Raw genomic sequence first — 17,854 nt, 5'->3', positions numbered from 1 at the left:
TGGTAAAACGTTCTCCGTACTCGCTTACACTGGCAGAAGCCAACTTCTTGAACAAACCATTCAATTCAAAATTCACCGCACCCAGTCACTTGAACTCATTATACATGATTAAATTGGCAAAAAACAAGTCAGCGCTTTTCCCTACGTCTAACCTTACCTTGTGCCATGACAAAAAAACCGATGCCTGCGGATCAGGCATCGGTTTCTGGGAATACGCACATATCTGGTTATAGAAGTAGGCCAGCAGCTATTTGAGGAAGCTGCGAATCCGCTGCGCTTCCTGTTCATTTGGCGGCACCAGCGGTAACCGAACCGTTCCTACAGGATGGCCGGTTTCATTTAAGGCATACTTCACGGCTACCGGATTCGGACATTCAAACAACACCTTAAATAACGGCAGAAGCTCGCGATGCAACTGGCTTGCCCGCTCTACGTTCCCGCTAAAGAATTGTGCGACCATCTCTTTGATGGAGCGGCCTGCGACATGACTGGCCACGCTAATGACACCGTAAGCTCCGACCGCCATCGCCGGCAGTGCCGAGGCGTCATCGCCCGAATAAACCTTGAAATGCTCCGGCGCTTGGGCGACGATCATAGCGATCTGATCCAGAGGCGCGCATTCCTTGGTCCCCACGATATTCGGGATTTGCGCCAGCCGCAGCGTCGTTTCCACGCTCAAGCTGACAACTGTACGGCTTGGCACATTGTACACAATAACCGGCAGACTGGTTACGGCCGCAATCGCTTCAAAATGGCGGAAAAGGCCTTCCTGATTCGGCTTGTTATAATACGGAGCGACCAGCAAAATTCCGTCTACTCCGCATTTTTCAGCTTCGCGCGTCAAATGAACGGAATGAGCGGTATCATTGCTGCCCGTGCCGGCGATAATTTTGCAGCGTCCGGCTGCATGTTTCACCGCGAAGGCAAACAGCTCAAGTTTTTCTTCATCCGTTAGTGTAGGGGACTCCCCCGTCGTTCCGCTCACGACCAAACTGTCAGATTGCTGCTCCTCCACCAAATAGTCGATCAGGCTTGCGGTTTGGTCCCAGTCGATTTTTCCTTGATCATTAAAAGGCGTTACCATGGCTGTAATCATTCTTCCGAAATCAATCACGCCATATCCTCCTCCCGTCTCCCGCTTCGCTTATTTATTGCCGTCTTCTCAGTATGCCTTCCATTTCTTAAGCGATGAACTCACATGCCTCGTTAGCGGCCCAGTTCGAACTTGGCATGCAACGCCCGCAACGCTTGCACCATATCGTCCTTCCGCACCAGCACCCAAATCGTAGTATTCGAATCAGCCGATTGCAGAATCTGAATGCCTTGCTCGGTCAAAGCCTCAACGATCTTGGCCATAATTCCGGGAACGCCGTTAATGCCTCCGCCGATGACGGACACCTTGGCGCATCCGGTGCATATTTGCGGTGAGAGGTCCAGCGATCTCAACACCGCTTCTGCCTTCGCCGAATCTTTATCAAAGACCGTATAAACGACACCGGTTGGGGTCACATTAATAAAATCAACACTAATGTCGTTCTCTGCCATGGATTTAAAAACTTGCAGCTGCAAATGATCCGGGCCGTTGCCAGCGGATTCCACCCGGATTTGAGTCACATTCGCCACATATGCAATCCCAGTCACGTAACGGTCCACAATCCCCAGCTGTACGTCCTTAAATCCTTCGGGGTTGGCAACCAATGTTCCTTCCCCTTGCGAAAAAGTCGAGCGAACGCGTACCGGAATCCCCGCTTGCATCGCAATTTCTACGGCGCGGGGATGGATCACCTTAGCCCCTTGATGCGCCATATTGCAGATTTCTGCGTAGCTGACGTATTCCAGCGGCTTCGCATCCTCGACGATCCGGGGATCCGCAGTTAAGATCCCATTCACATCGGTATAAATATCAACCATTTCGGCGTGCAGCGCGGCGCCCAAGGCTGTAGCCGACGTATCGCTGCCTCCGCGGCCCAACGTCGTGAAGTCGCCGTCTTGATTTTGACCTTGAAATCCTGTCACGATCACGACATCCTTCTGCTGCAGTTCTTCCAGCACCCGAGTCGGAACGATATCCAGAATTCTCGCGTTGCCAAACTGGCTGTCCGTTCGGAATCCAGCTTGAGCTCCAGTCAATACGACCGAAGAGATGTGCTGTTCAGCCAGCAGGCTGCACAGCTTGGCTGCGGAAATAATTTCGCCGCAAGCCATCAGTAAATCTTGTTCGCGGGGCGGTAAATAGCAATCCCCTTCAGAGACCAAATCAAGCAAGGTATCCGTCGCGTAAGGATCCCCTTTTCGGCCCATAGCCGAAACCACCACGACGAGCCGGAAACCGTTATCCAGTTCCCGGCGTACGTGTGAGATGACATGCTCTCTCGCTTCTTTCGTCGAAAGAGACGTGCCACCGAATTTTTGCACCAAAATGCGCATGGATATTCCTCCAGTTAATAAGTGCGGAGTAAAGCGATGACTTCATTCCGTTAGTAATAGCAAGATTAACGAACCCAGAGCTTCGAAAACATACCCCTTCGCCGCAATGATCTCCGCGATTGTATACGGCATTCCATGCTGCGCCTTTGAGCAATTTGTTCCGATACTTCCCACCTATATTGAGTCCGTCCTGTAAAGATCACGGCGTGAAACAACCCGAACGGTGCTTCGTACATGGTATGCCGGCTGCGCTGCATTATCCATGAAAACGTTCGATGATTAACGGTTGCAGCTGTTTTCCTTCAAGCGCGGCATAGCAAGTTTCAGGGATCAGTTCCATGTTTGCTACGAGCGAATTCGGTTTGCCAGTCGGATTGTCTTGACCAAACGGAACGAAATACACGTTCTTGGCCACAATTAATTTCGCGATATTTGCCAAATTAAAACCTAAACCGTCATTCGTCGACACCGCGATGACAAGCGGTCGCCCGTTTCTCAGCTGGGCTTTTGCGGCCATCAGAACGGGACTGTCCGTTATCGCATTTGCCAGTTTGCTCGTCGTCGTTCCCGTGCAGGGAGCGATCACCAAGACGTCCAGCAGCTTGCTTGGACCCAGAGGTTCGGCTTCGACAATTGAAGAAATAATATCATTCCCTGTAATATCTTTCAACTGTTCGCGCCAATCCTCCGATTTACCGAAACGGGTGTCGGTCGTCAGTACCGACTGGGATATGATCGGCACAACCTTCGCCCCTCCGTCGACAAATCGTTGGATCTGGGGCATTACCTCAGCAAACGTACAATGCGAGCCCGTAATGGCGTAACCTACCGTTTTACCCTGCCAATTCACTGTTCATCCCCCCGTAATTGATACTCATCCATAATCGACTGACAAATCGTGTTTGCCATAATAATTCCAGCCGATTTGGGAGCGACGATTCCGGGGAGGCCAGGGGATAAAATCGCCTTCACTCCGCGCTTCTCGGCGAAACGGAAATCCGTTCCTCCAGGCGCCGAAGCAAGGTCGATAATCACTGCCGTACGGGGCAGTTTCGAGATGATTTGCGCTGTGACTATCATAGTCGGAATTGTGTTAAAAATCAAGTCAACATCCCCTACGTTGGCGGCCAAATCCCTTGTCACAAAAGGCTTCCAGCCCATTTGTATCGCCCTAGCCACATCATCTTCCCGACGTACCCCTACCCTTACATTCGCTCCCAAACCTTGCAGCGTTCCTGCCAGCGTAAACCCTGTCCTCCCGATCCCAAGCACAATACAGTTCGAACCGTGAATCGTGATGTCCGTGTTCTGGATCGCCATCATCACTGCGCCTTCCGCCGTTGGAATCGAGTTGTAAATGGCGACGTCGTCACGTTCGAGCACCTCAATGATCCGGAAGCCGTGCTCCTCGCCCATTTGCTTTAAGAAGCTCTTGGCAATTCCGGTATAGACCAGCGTGCTTTTTCGGACGGATGCAAACCATTCCCGTTTGATGACCAGTTGTTCTGCAGCGAACGGCGCCGGGACGACACCGTGATCATCGCAACCGATTACCGGAAGGATAATTACGTCCGCGCCGGCCAGCAAGCCGGGGCTTAACGTCTCCTGCGAGACTCCTTTAAGGGGTGTCTCCAATCGGTCGAAGCCAACAACCCGTACCGTAGCATCCAGTCCGACACATTTGTTGATGACCTCCACCTGCCGGGCATCCCCACCGAGGAATACAATTGTGATTCCGGTCAGCATTCTTAGACGGCACTCCTTCCAAGCAACACAGTATAGACCATCTTATGCCGTGGCCTACGAAGTGGTGAAAGGCTAGAATGCCTCGCGAAGCTGAGGATAGGAATATCGTCATTGCAAACCTTCACAGCAATTTTGTAGGATGTATTCCATATTATTACAGGTGGTGGAGTGAGTTGAGAAAGCCAGGAAAACGGGCTGTGATTTATGCAATTTTTTTGATGATTCTTTTGATATTGGCGTTTGCAGGATCTGTTGTTATTTCCTCACCGGAGCGGCCAGCGTCTGAGGTCGAACCATTCACCTCGCCTATACAAAGGCTGGGCGAAGCGGATCCCGCAGAAAGTGCTCTCTTGACGCCCGATACGATGAAAGCGGATTTCGATTACCTTATAAGCACGCTGGAACAGGTTCACCCGTCACTGATCGACGGATGGCAGAGAGAGCAACGAAAAAAAAATACGGGATACTTACCGGATGATTCAAGCAGGTCCGCTGCCCATAAGCCGTTTTTATATCTCCGCTGTAGAAATGATCGGGCAACTGCATGACGCCCACACGAGCATCAACCCTTATTCCCCTTCCCTTTCCTATTTGGAGCTGCCGTTATACTGGACTGCGGAAGGCCCGGTGGTGATTCGATCAACGCCGTTGTTACAACGGGGCGACCTTTTACTTGAGTTAGGCGGGCTAACCCCTCCACAGTTATTAGACGAGCTGTCCAAGGTAGTGCCAACTGAAAATGAACATTGGTTAAAAATCATGGGAAGGCCCATGCTAGCTCATCCGTTAACCCGTTTAACGATCACTTGTATCTATTGATCTCCCCCAAAACGTTCAGCGCCGCAAATGTCTTTGCCGTCACCTTCAAAGATAATGGGCTGGCCACTTTGATCGGAGAACCAACGGGCAATCAGCCATCTTGTTATGGAGATATATTCGTGTTTAAGATGCCTCACTCCGGATTTCAATTTACCGTATCTTATAAACATTTTTCTCGGCCGGATCAACGCTTGACCCACGAAACCTCCTTAGAACCGGATATCTATGTTCCAACAACACGCCAAGACATTATCGGCGGAAGAGATGCCCAAATGGAAAAGTTAATGGAGATCATTACTGCAGCAAAATAAGGGACTTTTCGGGCCTTATTTCAGCGAAATTCTTCTAAGCGCAAAAAATAGAGGACATTTTAGGCCTTATTTGGAGCGGAACCCACCATAACCGCCACTTTTGAATGCGATAAATGAAAATAAGGGTAAAAAAGTCCGCTATTCCCGGCCATATCCCTCTCCTAACCGAAAATAAGAACCTTTTTTACCCTTATTCTTCAACACCTGAACATAAACATGCTACTCAGGTTAAACGTGCCTCAGTCCCTTACTTCGTGCCCGTATGACCAAACCCGCCGGCGCCGCGAACCGTCTCCGACAGCTTGTCTACCTGCACGAGATTCACCTCAGGAACGATCTGGAACACCATCTGCGCAATCCGCTCATTCCGACGGATCACAAACGGTTCCTGCCCGAGGTTAATCAGCAGCACCTTGATTTCCCCGCGGTAATCCGCGTCGATCGTCCCCGGCGTATTCAGGCACGTAATGCCGTGCTTCAACGCCAACCCGCTGCGCGGGCGAATTTGCGCCTCTAGGCCGCCGGGCATCGCGATAGCGATCCCGGTCGGTACGAGGGCACGTTGCCCCGGCTGGAGCGTCAGCTCCTCCGTAACGGCGGCGTAGAGATCAAAGCCGGAGGCTAGCTCCGACATTTTACGCGGCAGCTCGATATCTTCATTTCCTGCCAAACGGTTGATTTGCACTTCAAACGACAAGCTCATCTCTCCTAACTCCCGATATCACGCGATCTGACGATCCCACCATGGCGAGCGAAAACGGTTGGCTAAACATGCCCTTCAACACCTGATTGACATCGTCCATCGTCACCGCCTCGATGCGGGCGATCATCTCATCCAAGGAATAATGTTTGCCGATCATCAGCTCATTTTTGCCAAGTCGGTTCATGCGGCTTCCGGTGCTCTCCAAGCTCAAAATCAAGCTTCCCTTCAGCTGTTCTTTCCCCTTGCTCAGCTCATTTGGAGTAATCCCGTTCACCGAAACATCGTGCAGGATCTCCTTGGTCAAATCCAGCACTTCCTTCGTTTGGCGCGGCGCGGTTCCTGCGTACACCGTAAACAGTCCGCTGTCCGCGTACGAGCTGTGATACGAGTACACCGAGTAGGCCAACCCGCGTTTCTCACGGATCTCCTGGAAGAGCCGCGAGCTCATGCCGCCGCCCAGCGCATTGTTCAGCAGCACCATCGCATATTGTTTCTCATCCCCGATCGGCAAACCTGGGAAGGACAAGCAAATATGGTTCTGCTCGGTCTTCTTGCGATGGAATTTCAATCCCCCCAAGAACTCTGGCGCAGCCAAAGGGCTGGAGCTTCCCCGATTCGAAAAATCACCGAAATATTGCTCCAGCAGATCAATCACCTGTTCATCGATATTGCCTGCCACGCTGATGACCGTATTTTCGATTGTATAGTGCTCGCGCATGTATTCCCGCAGGTGCTCGGATTCCATGGCGCGCAGCTTCTCCTCCGTCCCTAAGATCGGCAGAGCCAGCGGATGGTCCCCGTAGGCTGCCTGCGTCACAAGATCGTGGACCATATCGTCCGGCGTATCTTCGTACATAGAGATTTCCTCTACGATCACGTTTTTCTCTTTCCGCAGCTCTTCCTTATCGAACAAGGAACGGAAAAACATGTCGGACAACACGTCAACCGCAATCGGTAAATGCTCATCCAGCACTTTCGCGTAATAACAGGTATATTCCTTGGACGTAAACGCGTTAACATTGCCGCCAATCGCATCAAACTGCTCTGCGATGTCCTTGGCGCTGTAGCGTTCCGTGCCTTTAAACAGCATGTGTTCGATAAAATGCGAAATTCCGCCCCGCTCAGGGCGTTCATTGCGGGAGCCGGTTTTGACCCATATGCCGAACGAGACCGAACGGCAAGTCGGTATCTTCTCCATGACTACCCGAAGGCCGTTTTTCAATTGCGTTCTCTTCACGAAAGGCCCCCCTAAATGTTATGCGATGCATTGGTTAGCGTCGTTAATAAATGCATCCCTATCCTACCAAAAAAAGGCGGAAAGCTCAACTCTGCGGAGCAGGGACTTCGACGCGGTCCGGCGACAGCGTTTGCTCCACGGTTCCGAGCACCAACCCTTTGCTGCGAATGGCCTGAATCATCCCTTCCAGGGCATCGCGGCTGGACGCCGTCGGATGCATCAAGATCAGCGATCCTGGCCCCACTTTGCTGCTGATCTTACTAACGATGCTGGCTGCGGGCGGATTTTTCCAATCTACTGTATCCACGGTCCACAATACCGTCTTCAGCCCCTGCTCCGCCGCCAGCTTGACGGTTTGCATATTATAATCACCCGAAGGCGGCGCAAACCAGCGATTTTCCACGCCCAGCTTCTCCTTCAGCAGCTCCTTCGTTTTGGAGATCTCCAGCCGGGCCCGGGTTTGCTCCAGTTGGCTCATATTCGGATGCGAGTAGGCGTGGTTTTCGATTTGATGCCCGCGCCGCTTGATTTCGGCGGCAAGGTCCCCGTTCTTCTTGAGCCAGCTGCCATCGAGGAAAAAGGTCGCCTTGACCTTCTGCTGATCCAACGTATCCAGCATAGGCACCAGATATTCATTGCCCCAGGCGACATTGATCATGAGCGCTGCCATCGGCTTGTTTGGGTTCCCCCGGTAAATCGGCTGCGGCCCTAAATCCTCGAGATTTACTTTCGGCCGAAGCTCCCGATAGACATATTCGATGTTCGCGCCCTCCGGCAGCTGTTTGGCCTTCTTGTAAGTGCGTTCGATATCCACCTCACGACCGTTATAGCCGGGAATGGCTTTCCAGACCCGGTCGACCACCGCATCGATCGGCTCGATCCGCTGCTTCTCCGCCTCTTCGCGGATCTTGGCCAGCAACGGATCCGTATCCTTCGCTGTCCCGCCGCTAGCCGGGTCAGGCTGGTTCTGGGCCCCCAGGTCACCGGTCAGGTCATGAATCAGGCGGAAAGCGTAGCTGCCGCCATTTTCCCCCGAGCTTTTGGCAACGAAGGCCCGAATGCCGGCAAACTGCCCCAATATCATCATAAACGCAATGCATATCGCGATGACCGCAAACTTGTTCCGCCCCATGCTAACAGCTCATCCCCTTAAACGGTTTTTGTCCCCATCATATGTTGACAAGCCCAGGGATATGCGAACGCAATAAAAAAGAGCCAGAATTTAATTATTCTGTCTCTTTTCCCGCAAGGGTTGCCTGCGTCGATATGTTATCTCATTTATTTGGATGGAGTTTTGTCCGTTTCGGCGGTTAATACCGCTTTGCGGGAAAGATTGATCCGTCCTTGGTTGTCGATCTCGGTCACTTTCACCGTTACCGTATCGCCGATCGCCACAACGTCTTCGACCTTGGCAACGCGTTCCGTCGAGAGCTGCGAAATATGCACTAAGCCGTCTTTACCCGGCAGAATCTCAACGAATGCACCAAATTTCTCGATCCGTTTGACGGTCCCGACGTAAATCTCACCGACCACCACTTCTTTGACGATCCCTTCAATGATCGAACGCGCTTTGTTGTTCATCTCTTCATTGGTAGAAGCGATGTACACGCGGCCATCCTGCTCGATATCGATCTTCACGCCGGTTTCCTCGATAATCTTGTTGATGATCTTGCCGCCGGCCCCGATGACATCGCGGATTTTGTCCGGATTGATTTGCATGATGGTGATCTTCGGCGCGTAAGGGGACAGATGCTCCTTCGGCTTCTGGATCCGTTCCATCATTTTGGACAAGATAAACAATCGACCTTCTCTTGCTTGCTTCAAAGCGTCGGACAAAATTTGCCGGTCAATGCCGTCAATTTTGATATCCATTTGGATGGCCGTAACGCCTTCCGCGGTACCGGCTACTTTAAAGTCCATATCGCCGAGATGGTCTTCCATCCCTTGGATGTCGGTCAAGATCGACACATGCTCGCCGTCTTTGATCAGCCCCATGGCAACCCCGGCAACCGGAGCTTTGATCGGTACGCCTGCATCCATCATCGCCAGCGTGCTAGCGCAAATGCTCGCCTGCGAGGTCGAACCGTTGGATTCCAAAACTTCCGATACGAGACGAATCGTATAAGGGAATTCGGATTCCGGCGGAATAACCTTCGACAACGCGCGTTCGCCCAATGCGCCGTGACCGATTTCGCGGCGGCCTGGAGCCCGCAATGGACGAGCTTCACCAACGCTGAACGGCGGGAAGTTGTAGTGGTGCATGAAGCGTTTCGACTCTTCGAGGTCGATCCCGTCGAGAATTTGAACATCGCCCAATGCCCCAAGTGTACAGATGCTCAGCGCTTGCGTTTGTCCGCGCGTGAACAGACCGGAGCCATGCGTACGCGGCAGCAAGCTGATATCGCATTCAATTGGACGAATCTCGTCCAGTTTACGACCGTCAGGGCGTACTTTTTCATGGGTGATCAACCGGCGCACTTCTTCCTTAACGATGTCGTGAAGCACTTCCTTCACATCGGCGAGCAGCTCCGGCGTTTCTATGTATTTCTCTTCGAAATGAGCCACCGTTTCGTCGTTAATGGCGTCAATCGCATCCTGACGTGCATGCTTCTCTGCGATCTTCACGGCTTCAATCAAGCGATCCTGGGCATAAGCGCGAACCTCACGGTTCACTTCTTCATTCACCGTATGCAGCTGCACCTGCATCTTCTCTTTGCCGGCCACTTTTACGAGATCTTCAATGACGGCAACGATCTTTTTGATCTCTTCATGGCCAAACATAATGGCCTCAAGCATAACCTCTTCTGGAACTTCATTCGCTTCCGCTTCCACCATCATGATGGCGTCCTTCGTTCCAGCAACCACGACGTAAATGTCGCTGGCTTCCTGCTGTGCCACGTCCGGATTAATGACGAACTCCCCGTTCACCCGGCCTACAGCTACGCCGCCGATCGGCCCGTTAAACGGAACATCGGAAATGCTCAGCGCTGCAGAAGTCCCAATCATTGAGGCAATTTCCGGTTCGCAATCCTGATCCACACTCATGACTAAGTTTACGATTTGCACATCGTTACGGAAGCCTTCCGGGAAGAGCGGGCGAATTGGACGGTCGGTCAAACGGCTGGCCAGAATCGCTTTTTCACTCGGACGTCCTTCCCGTTTAATAAAGCCGCCGGGAATTTTACCGACTGCATACAGTTTCTCTTCATAATTGACGGTTAACGGAAAAAAGTCCAAATCCTTAGGTTCCGAAGAAGCCGTAACCGTACAAAGCACCGCCGTATCGCCGTAGCGAACCATGACAGCCGCATTGGCTTGCTTTGCCAATCGGCCGGTTTCCAGAATGAGAGGTCTTCCTCCCAAATCCATTCTCACTTCAGTCTGCATGAAATCCCTCCTTATCACCAATACAAGTTCGGTACTGAGTTCATTATTTCCTGCTTTTCACCAATTCATAATGAGAAGCGGCGCTGGCGCAGAAGAATGTCCTCATAACAAAAGCTCCTGACGGAGCTCTTCATGAAAGCTTATCGCAACAAAGCCTAATTTGTAAAAAGCAACCCGGCCGCACACCGCACGCTTCGCCAGCGTCCGCCATGCAACTAGGCTGCTTTTATACAAACTTGTTTAATTAACGACGCAATCCAAGTTTCTCGATCAAAGCGGAGTAACGATTTACGTCTTTGTTCTTCAAGTAAGCCAACAATTTCCGACGTTGACCAACCATCTTCAGAAGACCGCGACGGGAATGATGGTCCTTCTTGTGTGTACGCAAGTGGTCCGTCAAATTCACGATGTTCTCCGTAAGGATAGCAATTTGCACCTCAGGGGATCCGGTATCGGACTCATGAGTTCTGTGCTCTTGGATCAATTGTTGTTTACGTTCTTGAGTCAATGCCATCCTGTTCACCTCCTTTATCTCAAATCGCCGTTAGCCTCGTCGCCGGCGGTGAAACCGTGCAACCAAGCCAAGGTTCTCGCTGCCGATTGGAAAAAGCAAAGTTCTTCCGCATGACAACGTTACATAGTATACCACAGCCGATGGGCAAAGTAAATGCCGGATCGGTTTAGTTATCAGGAATCTTTCAGCAATCGTTTAGCCGTTTCCGCATCCTGTCCAATTTGAGCGATCAGCTCATCCAGGGAGCCGAACTTGCGCTCCGCCCGAATATAATGAACTAATTCCACAGACAAGCTTTCGTCATAAATCTCGCCGGAAAAATCAAACAGATGGGCTTCCAGCCAAAAGATTTTGCCGTTCTCATGAAAGGTTGGCTTAACCCCAACGTTCATCACGCCGGAGTACGTCGTACCTTCGCGCGTAACTCGCACGGCGTAGACCCCGCTGGCCGGGACGACGTAGTGCTCCGCCAGCTTCAGATTGGCTGTAGGGAATCCGAGCTGGCGGCCGCGTTTCTCGCCGTGCATGACCGTCCCTCTCAGCGTATACGTCCGCCCAAGCCAACGATTCGCTAGCTCAATCTTCCCTTCCTGCAGCGCTTTGCGAATCCCTGAACTGCTGACCTTCTCCCCGTCGATCAGGAACGGCGGCACGGTGTGCACGTCAAGGACGTTGCCGCTCAATTCACGCAGCATGCTCGCATCCCCTTCGCCCCGGTAGCCGTAACGGAAGTCAAAGCCAACCACCGCGGTGTGCACCTGAAGCGGCACCAGGATGCCGGAAACGAAGTTCTGCGGACTTACCCGCGAGAAGGCATCGTTGAATTCAACGATATATACGTAATCCACGCCCATCTCGCGCAGAATACGCTCCTTCTCCTTCGGCGGCGTCAAATATCCGTCGTAGTCGCCTTTTTTCATAACTTCCTTCGGATGGGGATGAAAAGTCATGACGGAGGCAGGAAGACCTAGTTCGCCAGCCAACCGGACAGCCGAATCAATCACGCTGGCATGTCCCAGGTGAAGGCCGTCAAATTGGCCGATCGCCAGCACTTGCGGACGGGCATGTTGTTCTATAAATCGTTCATTTAGTGGATATGATAAATGTATCGTTTCCATGATCGTGTCACCTGCAATTTCCCTCGGAATGCGCATTTCTTGAGGCTATTCGGGTAAAAACACTTTAACCGCCTTCACGGCCTTCGTTCCCTCTTCTACCCGGAAGATGCCTAAAAATTGCTGTTCGGGGCTGTACAGCCGCAGGGTCTCTCCGCGCTTAACCGCCGGAGAGACCACAGAGGGGGACAGCCGCTGACCTTGCAATGCTGCCTTGACCTTCTCGGCAGCAACCGTGTGAGCCGGCAAATGCTGAACAGCTCGATCGACCGGCAGTAAATAATCTTGCAGCGATCCGCTTGCCGCGTGGCGGGCCACCTCATCCAGCGTGAGACAATGCGACTCCGTGATCCCCGCCGACATTGTCCGCTTCAGCTCCGTCATCGCTGCAGGCACGCCTAGTGCACGTCCGATATCAACGCAGAGCGTACGGATATAAGTTCCTTTGGAGCATAACGCACGAAAAGAGATCCGCGGATGCAGCCCCTCCGGATGAAAAGCAAGCAGCTCCAATTGATAGATTGTGACTTCCCGGGGCTTACGCTCCACGGTCTTCCCTTCCCGTGCCAGTTCATACAGACGTTTACCGTCTTGCTTCAGCGCCGAATACATCGGCGGAATTTGCGAGATCGTGCCAACAAAACGGGACAACACGCGCCGTACGTCCTCTTCCGTCACCTGAACCTCATTTACCTGTTCGATGATTTCGCCGGTCATGTCCTCTGTATCGGTCGCAACGCCAAGCACCAAGGTCGCTTCGTATTCCTTCGGCAAGTCCTGCAAATACTCCACCATTCGCGTTGCACGGCCCAGGCATAGAGGCAGCACTCCGGTGACCGCCGGGTCTAACGTACCCGTATGGCCGATTCGCTTCATTTTCAAAATCCCCCGGCATTTGGCAACCACGTCATGCGATGTAAAACCGGCCGGCTTGTGGATGGGCAAAATGCCTTCGTATGCGTTCATAGCTGCAGCCTCACTTGTTCCAACACTCTAGGGACAACCGTGTCTAGGGTCCCTTCAATGCGAGCACCCGCGGCCCGGACATGGCCGCCGCCGCCAAAGCTTTGGGCCACCTTGGCCACGTCAACTTTTCCCGCCGAGCGCATGCTCACCTTTATGGCTTGTTCGTTAATGACTTTAAACAACAGGCCTACTTCGACCCCTTGGATATTTCGCGGATAGTTGACGATGCCTTCCATATCCTCGTGAACGGCGCCAGTCGCTTTCAGGTCCTCATCTGTAACCGATACCCAGCCAATCTTCCCGTCTTCCGTAAGCTGAAGACCGTTTAAAGCCCGAGTCAGCAAACGCAGCTGCGGAAGCGTCATTTGCTCTAGCAGCAATTCGGATAAAGCGGGACCGTCCACGCCGTATTCCAGCAGTTTGGAGGCAGCCGCCATCACCTTCGGCGACGTGTTGGAGTACCGGAACCCGCCGGTATCCGTCAGCAGTCCGGTATAAAGCACCGTTGCTATCGTTTCATCCAACGGCAGACCCATATAGTTGATCAGATCAAACAAAATTTCAGCGGTCGCCGCCGCATTTGGCACTACAAGATTCACCGAGCCGTAGTGGTCGTTGGTCGGATGGTGGTCGATGTTCAGCAGTCGTGCCCCTTCGGCAAACCATTCATGCGTCGTGCCAACCCGTTTGAAATCCGCGCAGTCCACGCAAATCACATGATCAAATTTGCGGTCAAGCGGCGTCACCGACAAATCGAGAATCTCGTCCGCATGCCACAAATAATGCATCCGCTTTGGGATCGGGCCTTCGTTGACCATCACGAATTTTTTACCCAGACATGACAGAAGCCAGCCCACCGCAAGGGTGGAACTGACTGCGTCACCGTCCGGCTGAACATGCGACACAATTAGGAAATGATCATTCTGAGTCAGGAACTCCTTGGTCTGACTCAGCTCCCTTTCATAGGTCGTCTGCATTGCCGTCTCCTTTAGGGACCTACAAAACTCATCCGCTCATCTTCATTCAAGGGTGGCAGATGAGTTATCGATTCCCTTTCATATTTCATTCTTTGTGCTCTTGCGTAATTTCGCCGAGAAGCTTCTCTATCCGGCTGCCGTAAGCGATAGATTCGTCGATTTTGAAAATCAGCTCCGGCGTGTGGCGCAGCCGAATTCGTTTGCCAATTTCGGTGCGCAGGAAGCCGGTCGCTTTCTCCAGCCCTTTTAAAGATTCGTTCTTCTGCTCCTCGTCGCCAAATACGCTGAGGTAAACTTTGGCCTGCGACAAATCATTTGTCACATCGACCCCGGTCACCGTGACAAAACCGATGCGCGGATCTTTCAGTTCACTCTGGATGAGCACACTAAGTTCTTTCTTAATCTGTTCGCCTACGCGGCCGGTACGATTTTTGGCCATTTTAGACACCCACCTTACTTCGGTTCAACAGTTTCCATGACGAACGCTTCAATGACGTCGCCTTCTTTAATGTCGTTGTAATTGTCCAAGGTAATCCCGCACTCGTAACCTTGAGCAACTTCCTTCGCGTCGTCCTTGAAACGTTTGAGCGAATCGATTTTGCCTTCGTATACGACGATTCCGTCACGAATCAAGCGGACTTCCGCCGTACGGGTAATTTTACCGGAAGTCACCATACAGCCTGCAATCGTTCCGACCTTGCTGATCTTGAACGTATTACGGACTTCCGCGTGACCGATAACCGACTCTTTATAAACCGGATCAAGCATCCCTTTCATCGCTTGCTCGATCTCTTCGATTGCGTTGTAAATGACGCGGTGCAAGCGGATGTCAACCTTCTCTTGCTCCGCTGTCGCTTTCGTTTGGTTGTCCGGACGGACGTTGAACCCGATGATAATCGCGTTCGAAGCCGCCGCCAAGATGACATCGGATTCGGTAATCGCACCGGCCCCGCTGTGGATAATCTTGACGCGAACGCCTTCGACTTCGATCTTCTCGAGTGCGCCTCTGAGCGCTTCAACCGAACCTTGCACGTCGGCTTTGATGATCACGTTGAGATCCTTGATTTCGCCTTCCTTGATATGGCGGAACAGATCATCCAGTGTAACGCGCGTATTGGCACCCAAATCGGATTGACGCTGCATCGTAGCCCGTTTGTCCGCGATCGACCGCGCTTTGCGTTCGTCCTCGAAGACCATAAACGGATCGCCGGCTTGCGGTACCTCCGTCAGACCGGTAATTTCCACCGGCGTCGACGGACCTGCTTCTTTCAAGCGGCGCCCGCGATCGTTAACCATCGCGCGGACGCGGCCGAAGCAGTTCCCTGCAACGAAGGCGTCGCCGACCTTCAACGTTCCGTGCTGTACCAACACGCGAGCTACCGGACCGCGGGTTTTATCGAGCTCGGCTTCGATGACCGCACCGCGAGCGCGTTTATCCGGGTTGGCTTTGTACTCGTTCACTTCGGCTACCAGCAGAATCATTTCGAGCAGGTTTTCCAAGCCGATTTTTTGCTTCGCAGAGACGTTGACGAAAATCGTGTCGCCGCCCCATTCTTCCGGCACAAGCTCATACTCCGTCAATTCTTGCTTCACTCGATCCGGATTTGCCTCCGGTTTGTCGATCTTGTTCACAGCAACGATAATTGGCAAGCCTGCTGCTTTGGCATGGTTCACCGCTTCGACCGTCTGCGGCATCACGCCGTCATCCGCAGCAACGACGATAATCGTAATATCCGTTAACTGGGCACCGCGGGCACGCATCGCTGTAAACGCTTCGTGGCCTGGCGTATCCAGGAACGTGATCTTCTTGCCGTTGATTTCGACTTGGTATGCCCCGATATGCTGCGTGATCCCGCCGGCTTCGCCGCCGGTGACGTTGGTGGAACGAATGGCGTCCAGCAGCGTCGTTTTCCCGTGGTCAACGTGACCCATGATCGTAACGACTGGTGGACGTTCTTTCAGATCTGCCTCATCGTCAACCTCTTCGATCGTTTCGAAACGGTCTTCTTCCACCGGAATTTTCAATTCAACCTCAACGCCGTAGTCACTTGCCAGCAGCTGGATCGTGTCAAGGTCAAGCTCTTGGTTAATGGTTGCCAAGACGCCGAGCAGCATCAGCTTTTTGATCACTTCGGAAGCGTCCTTATGCAGCAATTTGGCGGTTTCGCCAACCGTCATCGTGCCGCGGACGATAATTTTCTTCGGCGTATTGTCGATCTTCTCGCGTGGAGGCTGCTGCGGAGCACCTTTGCCGCGCCCGCCTTTGCCGCCGCGATTATTTTTGAAATTGGCGCCGTTGCGGTTATCATCGTAACCTCTTTGGTTTTTGCCGCCGTTATTATTTCCTTTTCTTTGCCCTTGACCTTTGCCGCCGCCGTTTCCGCCGCCAAAATTGTTGCTTGGCGCAAAGCTGCGGTTTCCGCCGCTATTTTGGCCTTGAGCTGGGCGCTGACCGCTATCATTCCGCTGGCCGCCTTGACCGGCTCCCCGGTTCCCTTGCGGGTTCCGGTTTGCACTGGAGGAATTTCCTCCGCCTTGGCCTTGCGGTCGTGAGTTTTGATGATTGCCGCCGTTCGGACGGCTGGATCTTTCTTGAACTGCCGTACTGCCACCTGCATTGGTTTGGTTTGTTTTTGGTTTATTATTCATGCTTACCTGCTTTTCCTGTTGATTTTGGTTTTTTACGGGTGCGTTTGCGCCGCGTCCCTGATCTCCGCGATGACCGGAAGATTCTCCGGATGTAGCTTTCGGTGTTTGGCTCCCTCCTGCGGAAGCCGATGCCGGCGATTTGGCAGAGGAATCGTTGCGTCCCGAGCTTTCTCGTTTCGCCGCCGCGTTGCTTTTAATATCCTTGAAAAACTGTTCCACACGGGCTACTGCATCGTTCTCCATGACGCTCATGTGATTGTTGACCGGGATATTCAGACGCTTAAGAATCGTGATAATTTCTTTGCTGCTCATGTTGAGCGATTTAGCGTATTCGTACACCCTGAGCTTATCTTGTTTTTCTTGTTTACTCAATATACTCCACCTCCGATGTTTTCAAGATCGCTTTGCGGATCATCTCGGTAAACCCTGGATCGGTGATCGCCAGAACAACCCGTTCCGGTTTGCCAACACTTCTCCCGAGCGCTTCACGGTCAAATCCGATGATCAGCGGAATGTTGTAGGTCCCGCATTTGTCCCGGAATTTCTTCTGTGTATTGGCGGAAGCATCCCCCGCAACGATGACGAGCTTGGCTTCTCTTGAACGAATCGACTTCAGGACGAGTTCGTCCCCTGTCACCAGTTTACCGGCTCGCATGGCGAGACCAAGACCGGACAACGGCTGGGCCTTACTCATCTTCATCCTCATCTCGAGCCTGAGCAGCAAGGAATTCATCCTCGACGGCCAAGAAATCGCGAGCGAGCTGTTCATAAACCTCGTTACCAACCGGAGCTTTGAGCGCCCGATCAAGAGCACGCGATTTATGAGCGAGCTTAAAGCATTCCGTCTTGCCGCAGAGATAAGCGCCGCGGCCCGACTTTTTGCCCGTTAAGTCGATCGATACCTCGCCCTCCGGGGAACGCACAATCCGGATCAGCGTCTTCTTGGGCATCATTTCCTGGCAAGCTACGCATTTGCGCAGCGGTACTTTTCTTTGCTTCATCC

Annotated in this window: 19 protein-coding genes; 3 read left to right on the top strand and 16 right to left on the bottom strand. The window is 52.5% G+C overall.

What is annotated here, in order from left to right:
- Positions 1-247: 247 nt before the first annotated feature.
- The 4 genes from dapA to dpsA form a co-directional block, all read right to left on the bottom strand.
- Positions 248-1,114, bottom strand: a complete 867-nt coding sequence (dapA, locus tag POTG_RS01735) for a 4-hydroxy-tetrahydrodipicolinate synthase (protein ID WP_009223066.1) — start codon at positions 1,112-1,114, stop codon at positions 248-250.
- Positions 1,115-1,206: 92 nt separating this feature from the next.
- Positions 1,207-2,427, bottom strand: coding sequence for an aspartate kinase (dapG, locus tag POTG_RS01730; RefSeq protein WP_009223065.1), 1,221 nt, complete (start codon positions 2,425-2,427; stop codon positions 1,207-1,209).
- Positions 2,428-2,683: 256 nt separating this feature from the next.
- On the bottom strand, positions 2,684-3,277 hold the full coding sequence (locus tag POTG_RS01725) for a dipicolinate synthase subunit B (RefSeq protein WP_009223064.1): 594 nt from the start codon (positions 3,275-3,277) through the stop codon (positions 2,684-2,686).
- On the bottom strand, positions 3,274-4,173 hold the full coding sequence (gene dpsA, locus POTG_RS01720) for a dipicolinate synthase subunit DpsA (RefSeq protein ID WP_009223063.1): 900 nt from the start codon (positions 4,171-4,173) through the stop codon (positions 3,274-3,276). Before dpsA ends, POTG_RS01725 begins: the two co-directional genes overlap by 4 nt.
- Positions 4,174-4,346: 173 nt before the next feature.
- On the opposite strand from dpsA, the gene POTG_RS25210 reads away from it, so the two are divergent.
- From POTG_RS25210 to POTG_RS22945, 3 genes are read left to right on the top strand one after another with little or no spacing between them, the layout of a single operon-like run.
- Positions 4,347-4,721, top strand: a complete 375-nt coding sequence (locus POTG_RS25210) for a hypothetical protein (protein WP_332306485.1) — start codon at positions 4,347-4,349, stop codon at positions 4,719-4,721.
- Positions 4,648-4,992 carry a hypothetical protein gene (locus POTG_RS23525; protein WP_009223062.1) on the top strand — a complete coding sequence of 115 codons (345 nt, stop codon included), beginning with the start codon at positions 4,648-4,650 and terminating at the stop codon, positions 4,990-4,992. Before POTG_RS25210 ends, POTG_RS23525 begins: the two co-directional genes overlap by 74 nt.
- Positions 4,920-5,303 (top strand): S41 family peptidase, encoded by a 384-nt coding sequence (locus tag POTG_RS22945; RefSeq protein ID WP_009223061.1) that lies wholly within the window; start codon positions 4,920-4,922, stop codon positions 5,301-5,303. The genes POTG_RS23525 and POTG_RS22945 overlap by 73 nt, the downstream gene beginning before the upstream one ends.
- Before the next feature lie 247 nt (positions 5,304-5,550).
- Here the strand turns inward: POTG_RS22945 and dut are convergent, their stop codons facing one another.
- From dut to rnpM, 12 genes are all read right to left on the bottom strand, one after another.
- Positions 5,551-6,006: a dUTP diphosphatase gene (gene dut, locus POTG_RS01705; RefSeq protein ID WP_016312395.1), complete on the bottom strand. Its 456-nt coding sequence runs from the start codon at positions 6,004-6,006 to the stop codon at positions 5,551-5,553.
- Positions 5,990-7,243, bottom strand: a complete 1,254-nt coding sequence (locus POTG_RS01700; protein WP_009223059.1) for a M16 family metallopeptidase — start codon at positions 7,241-7,243, stop codon at positions 5,990-5,992. Before POTG_RS01700 ends, dut begins: the two co-directional genes overlap by 17 nt.
- A gap of 85 nt (positions 7,244-7,328) precedes the next feature.
- Positions 7,329-8,375 carry a polysaccharide deacetylase family protein gene (locus POTG_RS01695; protein WP_009223058.1) on the bottom strand — a complete coding sequence of 349 codons (1,047 nt, stop codon included), beginning with the start codon at positions 8,373-8,375 and terminating at the stop codon, positions 7,329-7,331.
- A 146-nt stretch (positions 8,376-8,521) separates the two neighbouring features.
- The gene (gene pnp, locus POTG_RS01690; protein ID WP_009223057.1) at positions 8,522-10,630 is read right to left on the bottom strand and encodes a polyribonucleotide nucleotidyltransferase; all 2,109 of its coding nucleotides are present in this window, start codon (positions 10,628-10,630) and stop codon (positions 8,522-8,524) included.
- A 244-nt stretch (positions 10,631-10,874) separates the two neighbouring features.
- Positions 10,875-11,144 (bottom strand): 30S ribosomal protein S15, encoded by a 270-nt coding sequence (gene rpsO / locus POTG_RS01685; RefSeq protein WP_009223056.1) that lies wholly within the window; start codon positions 11,142-11,144, stop codon positions 10,875-10,877.
- Positions 11,145-11,317: 173 nt separating this feature from the next.
- Positions 11,318-12,262, bottom strand: a complete 945-nt coding sequence (locus tag POTG_RS01680; RefSeq protein ID WP_009223055.1) for a bifunctional riboflavin kinase/FAD synthetase — start codon at positions 12,260-12,262, stop codon at positions 11,318-11,320.
- 45 nt (positions 12,263-12,307) lie between these two features.
- The gene (gene truB / locus POTG_RS01675) at positions 12,308-13,225 is read right to left on the bottom strand and encodes a tRNA pseudouridine(55) synthase TruB (RefSeq protein ID WP_009223054.1); all 918 of its coding nucleotides are present in this window, start codon (positions 13,223-13,225) and stop codon (positions 12,308-12,310) included.
- Positions 13,222-14,202: a DHH family phosphoesterase gene (locus POTG_RS01670; protein WP_009223053.1), complete on the bottom strand. Its 981-nt coding sequence runs from the start codon at positions 14,200-14,202 to the stop codon at positions 13,222-13,224. The genes truB and POTG_RS01670 overlap by 4 nt, the downstream gene beginning before the upstream one ends.
- An 85-nt stretch (positions 14,203-14,287) precedes the next feature.
- Positions 14,288-14,641, bottom strand: coding sequence for a 30S ribosome-binding factor RbfA (gene rbfA, locus POTG_RS01665; protein WP_009223052.1), 354 nt, complete (start codon positions 14,639-14,641; stop codon positions 14,288-14,290).
- A 14-nt stretch (positions 14,642-14,655) separates the two neighbouring features.
- On the bottom strand, positions 14,656-17,223 hold the full coding sequence (gene infB / locus POTG_RS01660) for a translation initiation factor IF-2 (RefSeq protein ID WP_009223051.1): 2,568 nt from the start codon (positions 17,221-17,223) through the stop codon (positions 14,656-14,658).
- Positions 17,216-17,545 carry a L7Ae/L30e/S12e/Gadd45 family ribosomal protein gene (locus tag POTG_RS01655; protein WP_009223050.1) on the bottom strand — a complete coding sequence of 110 codons (330 nt, stop codon included), beginning with the start codon at positions 17,543-17,545 and terminating at the stop codon, positions 17,216-17,218. The genes infB and POTG_RS01655 overlap by 8 nt, the downstream gene beginning before the upstream one ends.
- Positions 17,538-17,852: an RNase P modulator RnpM gene (rnpM, locus tag POTG_RS01650; RefSeq protein WP_009223049.1), complete on the bottom strand. Its 315-nt coding sequence runs from the start codon at positions 17,850-17,852 to the stop codon at positions 17,538-17,540. The genes POTG_RS01655 and rnpM overlap by 8 nt, the downstream gene beginning before the upstream one ends.
- Positions 17,853-17,854 lie beyond the last annotated feature (2 nt).

The sequence above is a fragment of the Paenibacillus sp. oral taxon 786 str. D14 genome, from assembly GCF_000159955.1.
Classification (GTDB): domain Bacteria; phylum Bacillota; class Bacilli; order Paenibacillales; family Paenibacillaceae; genus Fontibacillus; species Fontibacillus phoenicis.
The sequence above is the reverse complement of the archived record's forward strand: the minus strand, read 5'-3'. Positions and strand labels throughout refer to the sequence as shown.

Coding starts and splice junctions, on each gene's coding strand:
- truB (WP_009223054.1), bottom strand. CDS start 13,225: ATGAACGCATACGAAGGCATTTTGCCCATCCACAAGCCGGCCGGTTTT.
- rnpM (WP_009223049.1), bottom strand. CDS start 17,852: ATGAAGCAAAGAAAAGTACCGCTGCGCAAATGCGTAGCTTGCCAGGAA.
- POTG_RS23525 (WP_009223062.1), top strand. CDS start 4,648: ATGATTCAAGCAGGTCCGCTGCCCATAAGCCGTTTTTATATCTCCGCT.
- dut (WP_016312395.1), bottom strand. CDS start 6,006: ATGAGCTTGTCGTTTGAAGTGCAAATCAACCGTTTGGCAGGAAATGAA.
- POTG_RS01695 (WP_009223058.1), bottom strand. CDS start 8,375: ATGGGGCGGAACAAGTTTGCGGTCATCGCGATATGCATTGCGTTTATG.
- dpsA (WP_009223063.1), bottom strand. CDS start 4,173: ATGCTGACCGGAATCACAATTGTATTCCTCGGTGGGGATGCCCGGCAG.
- dapG (WP_009223065.1), bottom strand. CDS start 2,427: ATGCGCATTTTGGTGCAAAAATTCGGTGGCACGTCTCTTTCGACGAAA.
- POTG_RS01670 (WP_009223053.1), bottom strand. CDS start 14,202: ATGCAGACGACCTATGAAAGGGAGCTGAGTCAGACCAAGGAGTTCCTG.
- POTG_RS01680 (WP_009223055.1), bottom strand. CDS start 12,262: ATGGAAACGATACATTTATCATATCCACTAAATGAACGATTTATAGAA.
- pnp (WP_009223057.1), bottom strand. CDS start 10,630: ATGCAGACTGAAGTGAGAATGGATTTGGGAGGAAGACCTCTCATTCTG.
- rbfA (WP_009223052.1), bottom strand. CDS start 14,641: ATGGCCAAAAATCGTACCGGCCGCGTAGGCGAACAGATTAAGAAAGAA.
- rpsO (WP_009223056.1), bottom strand. CDS start 11,144: ATGGCATTGACTCAAGAACGTAAACAACAATTGATCCAAGAGCACAGA.
- POTG_RS01655 (WP_009223050.1), bottom strand. CDS start 17,545: ATGAGTAAGGCCCAGCCGTTGTCCGGTCTTGGTCTCGCCATGCGAGCC.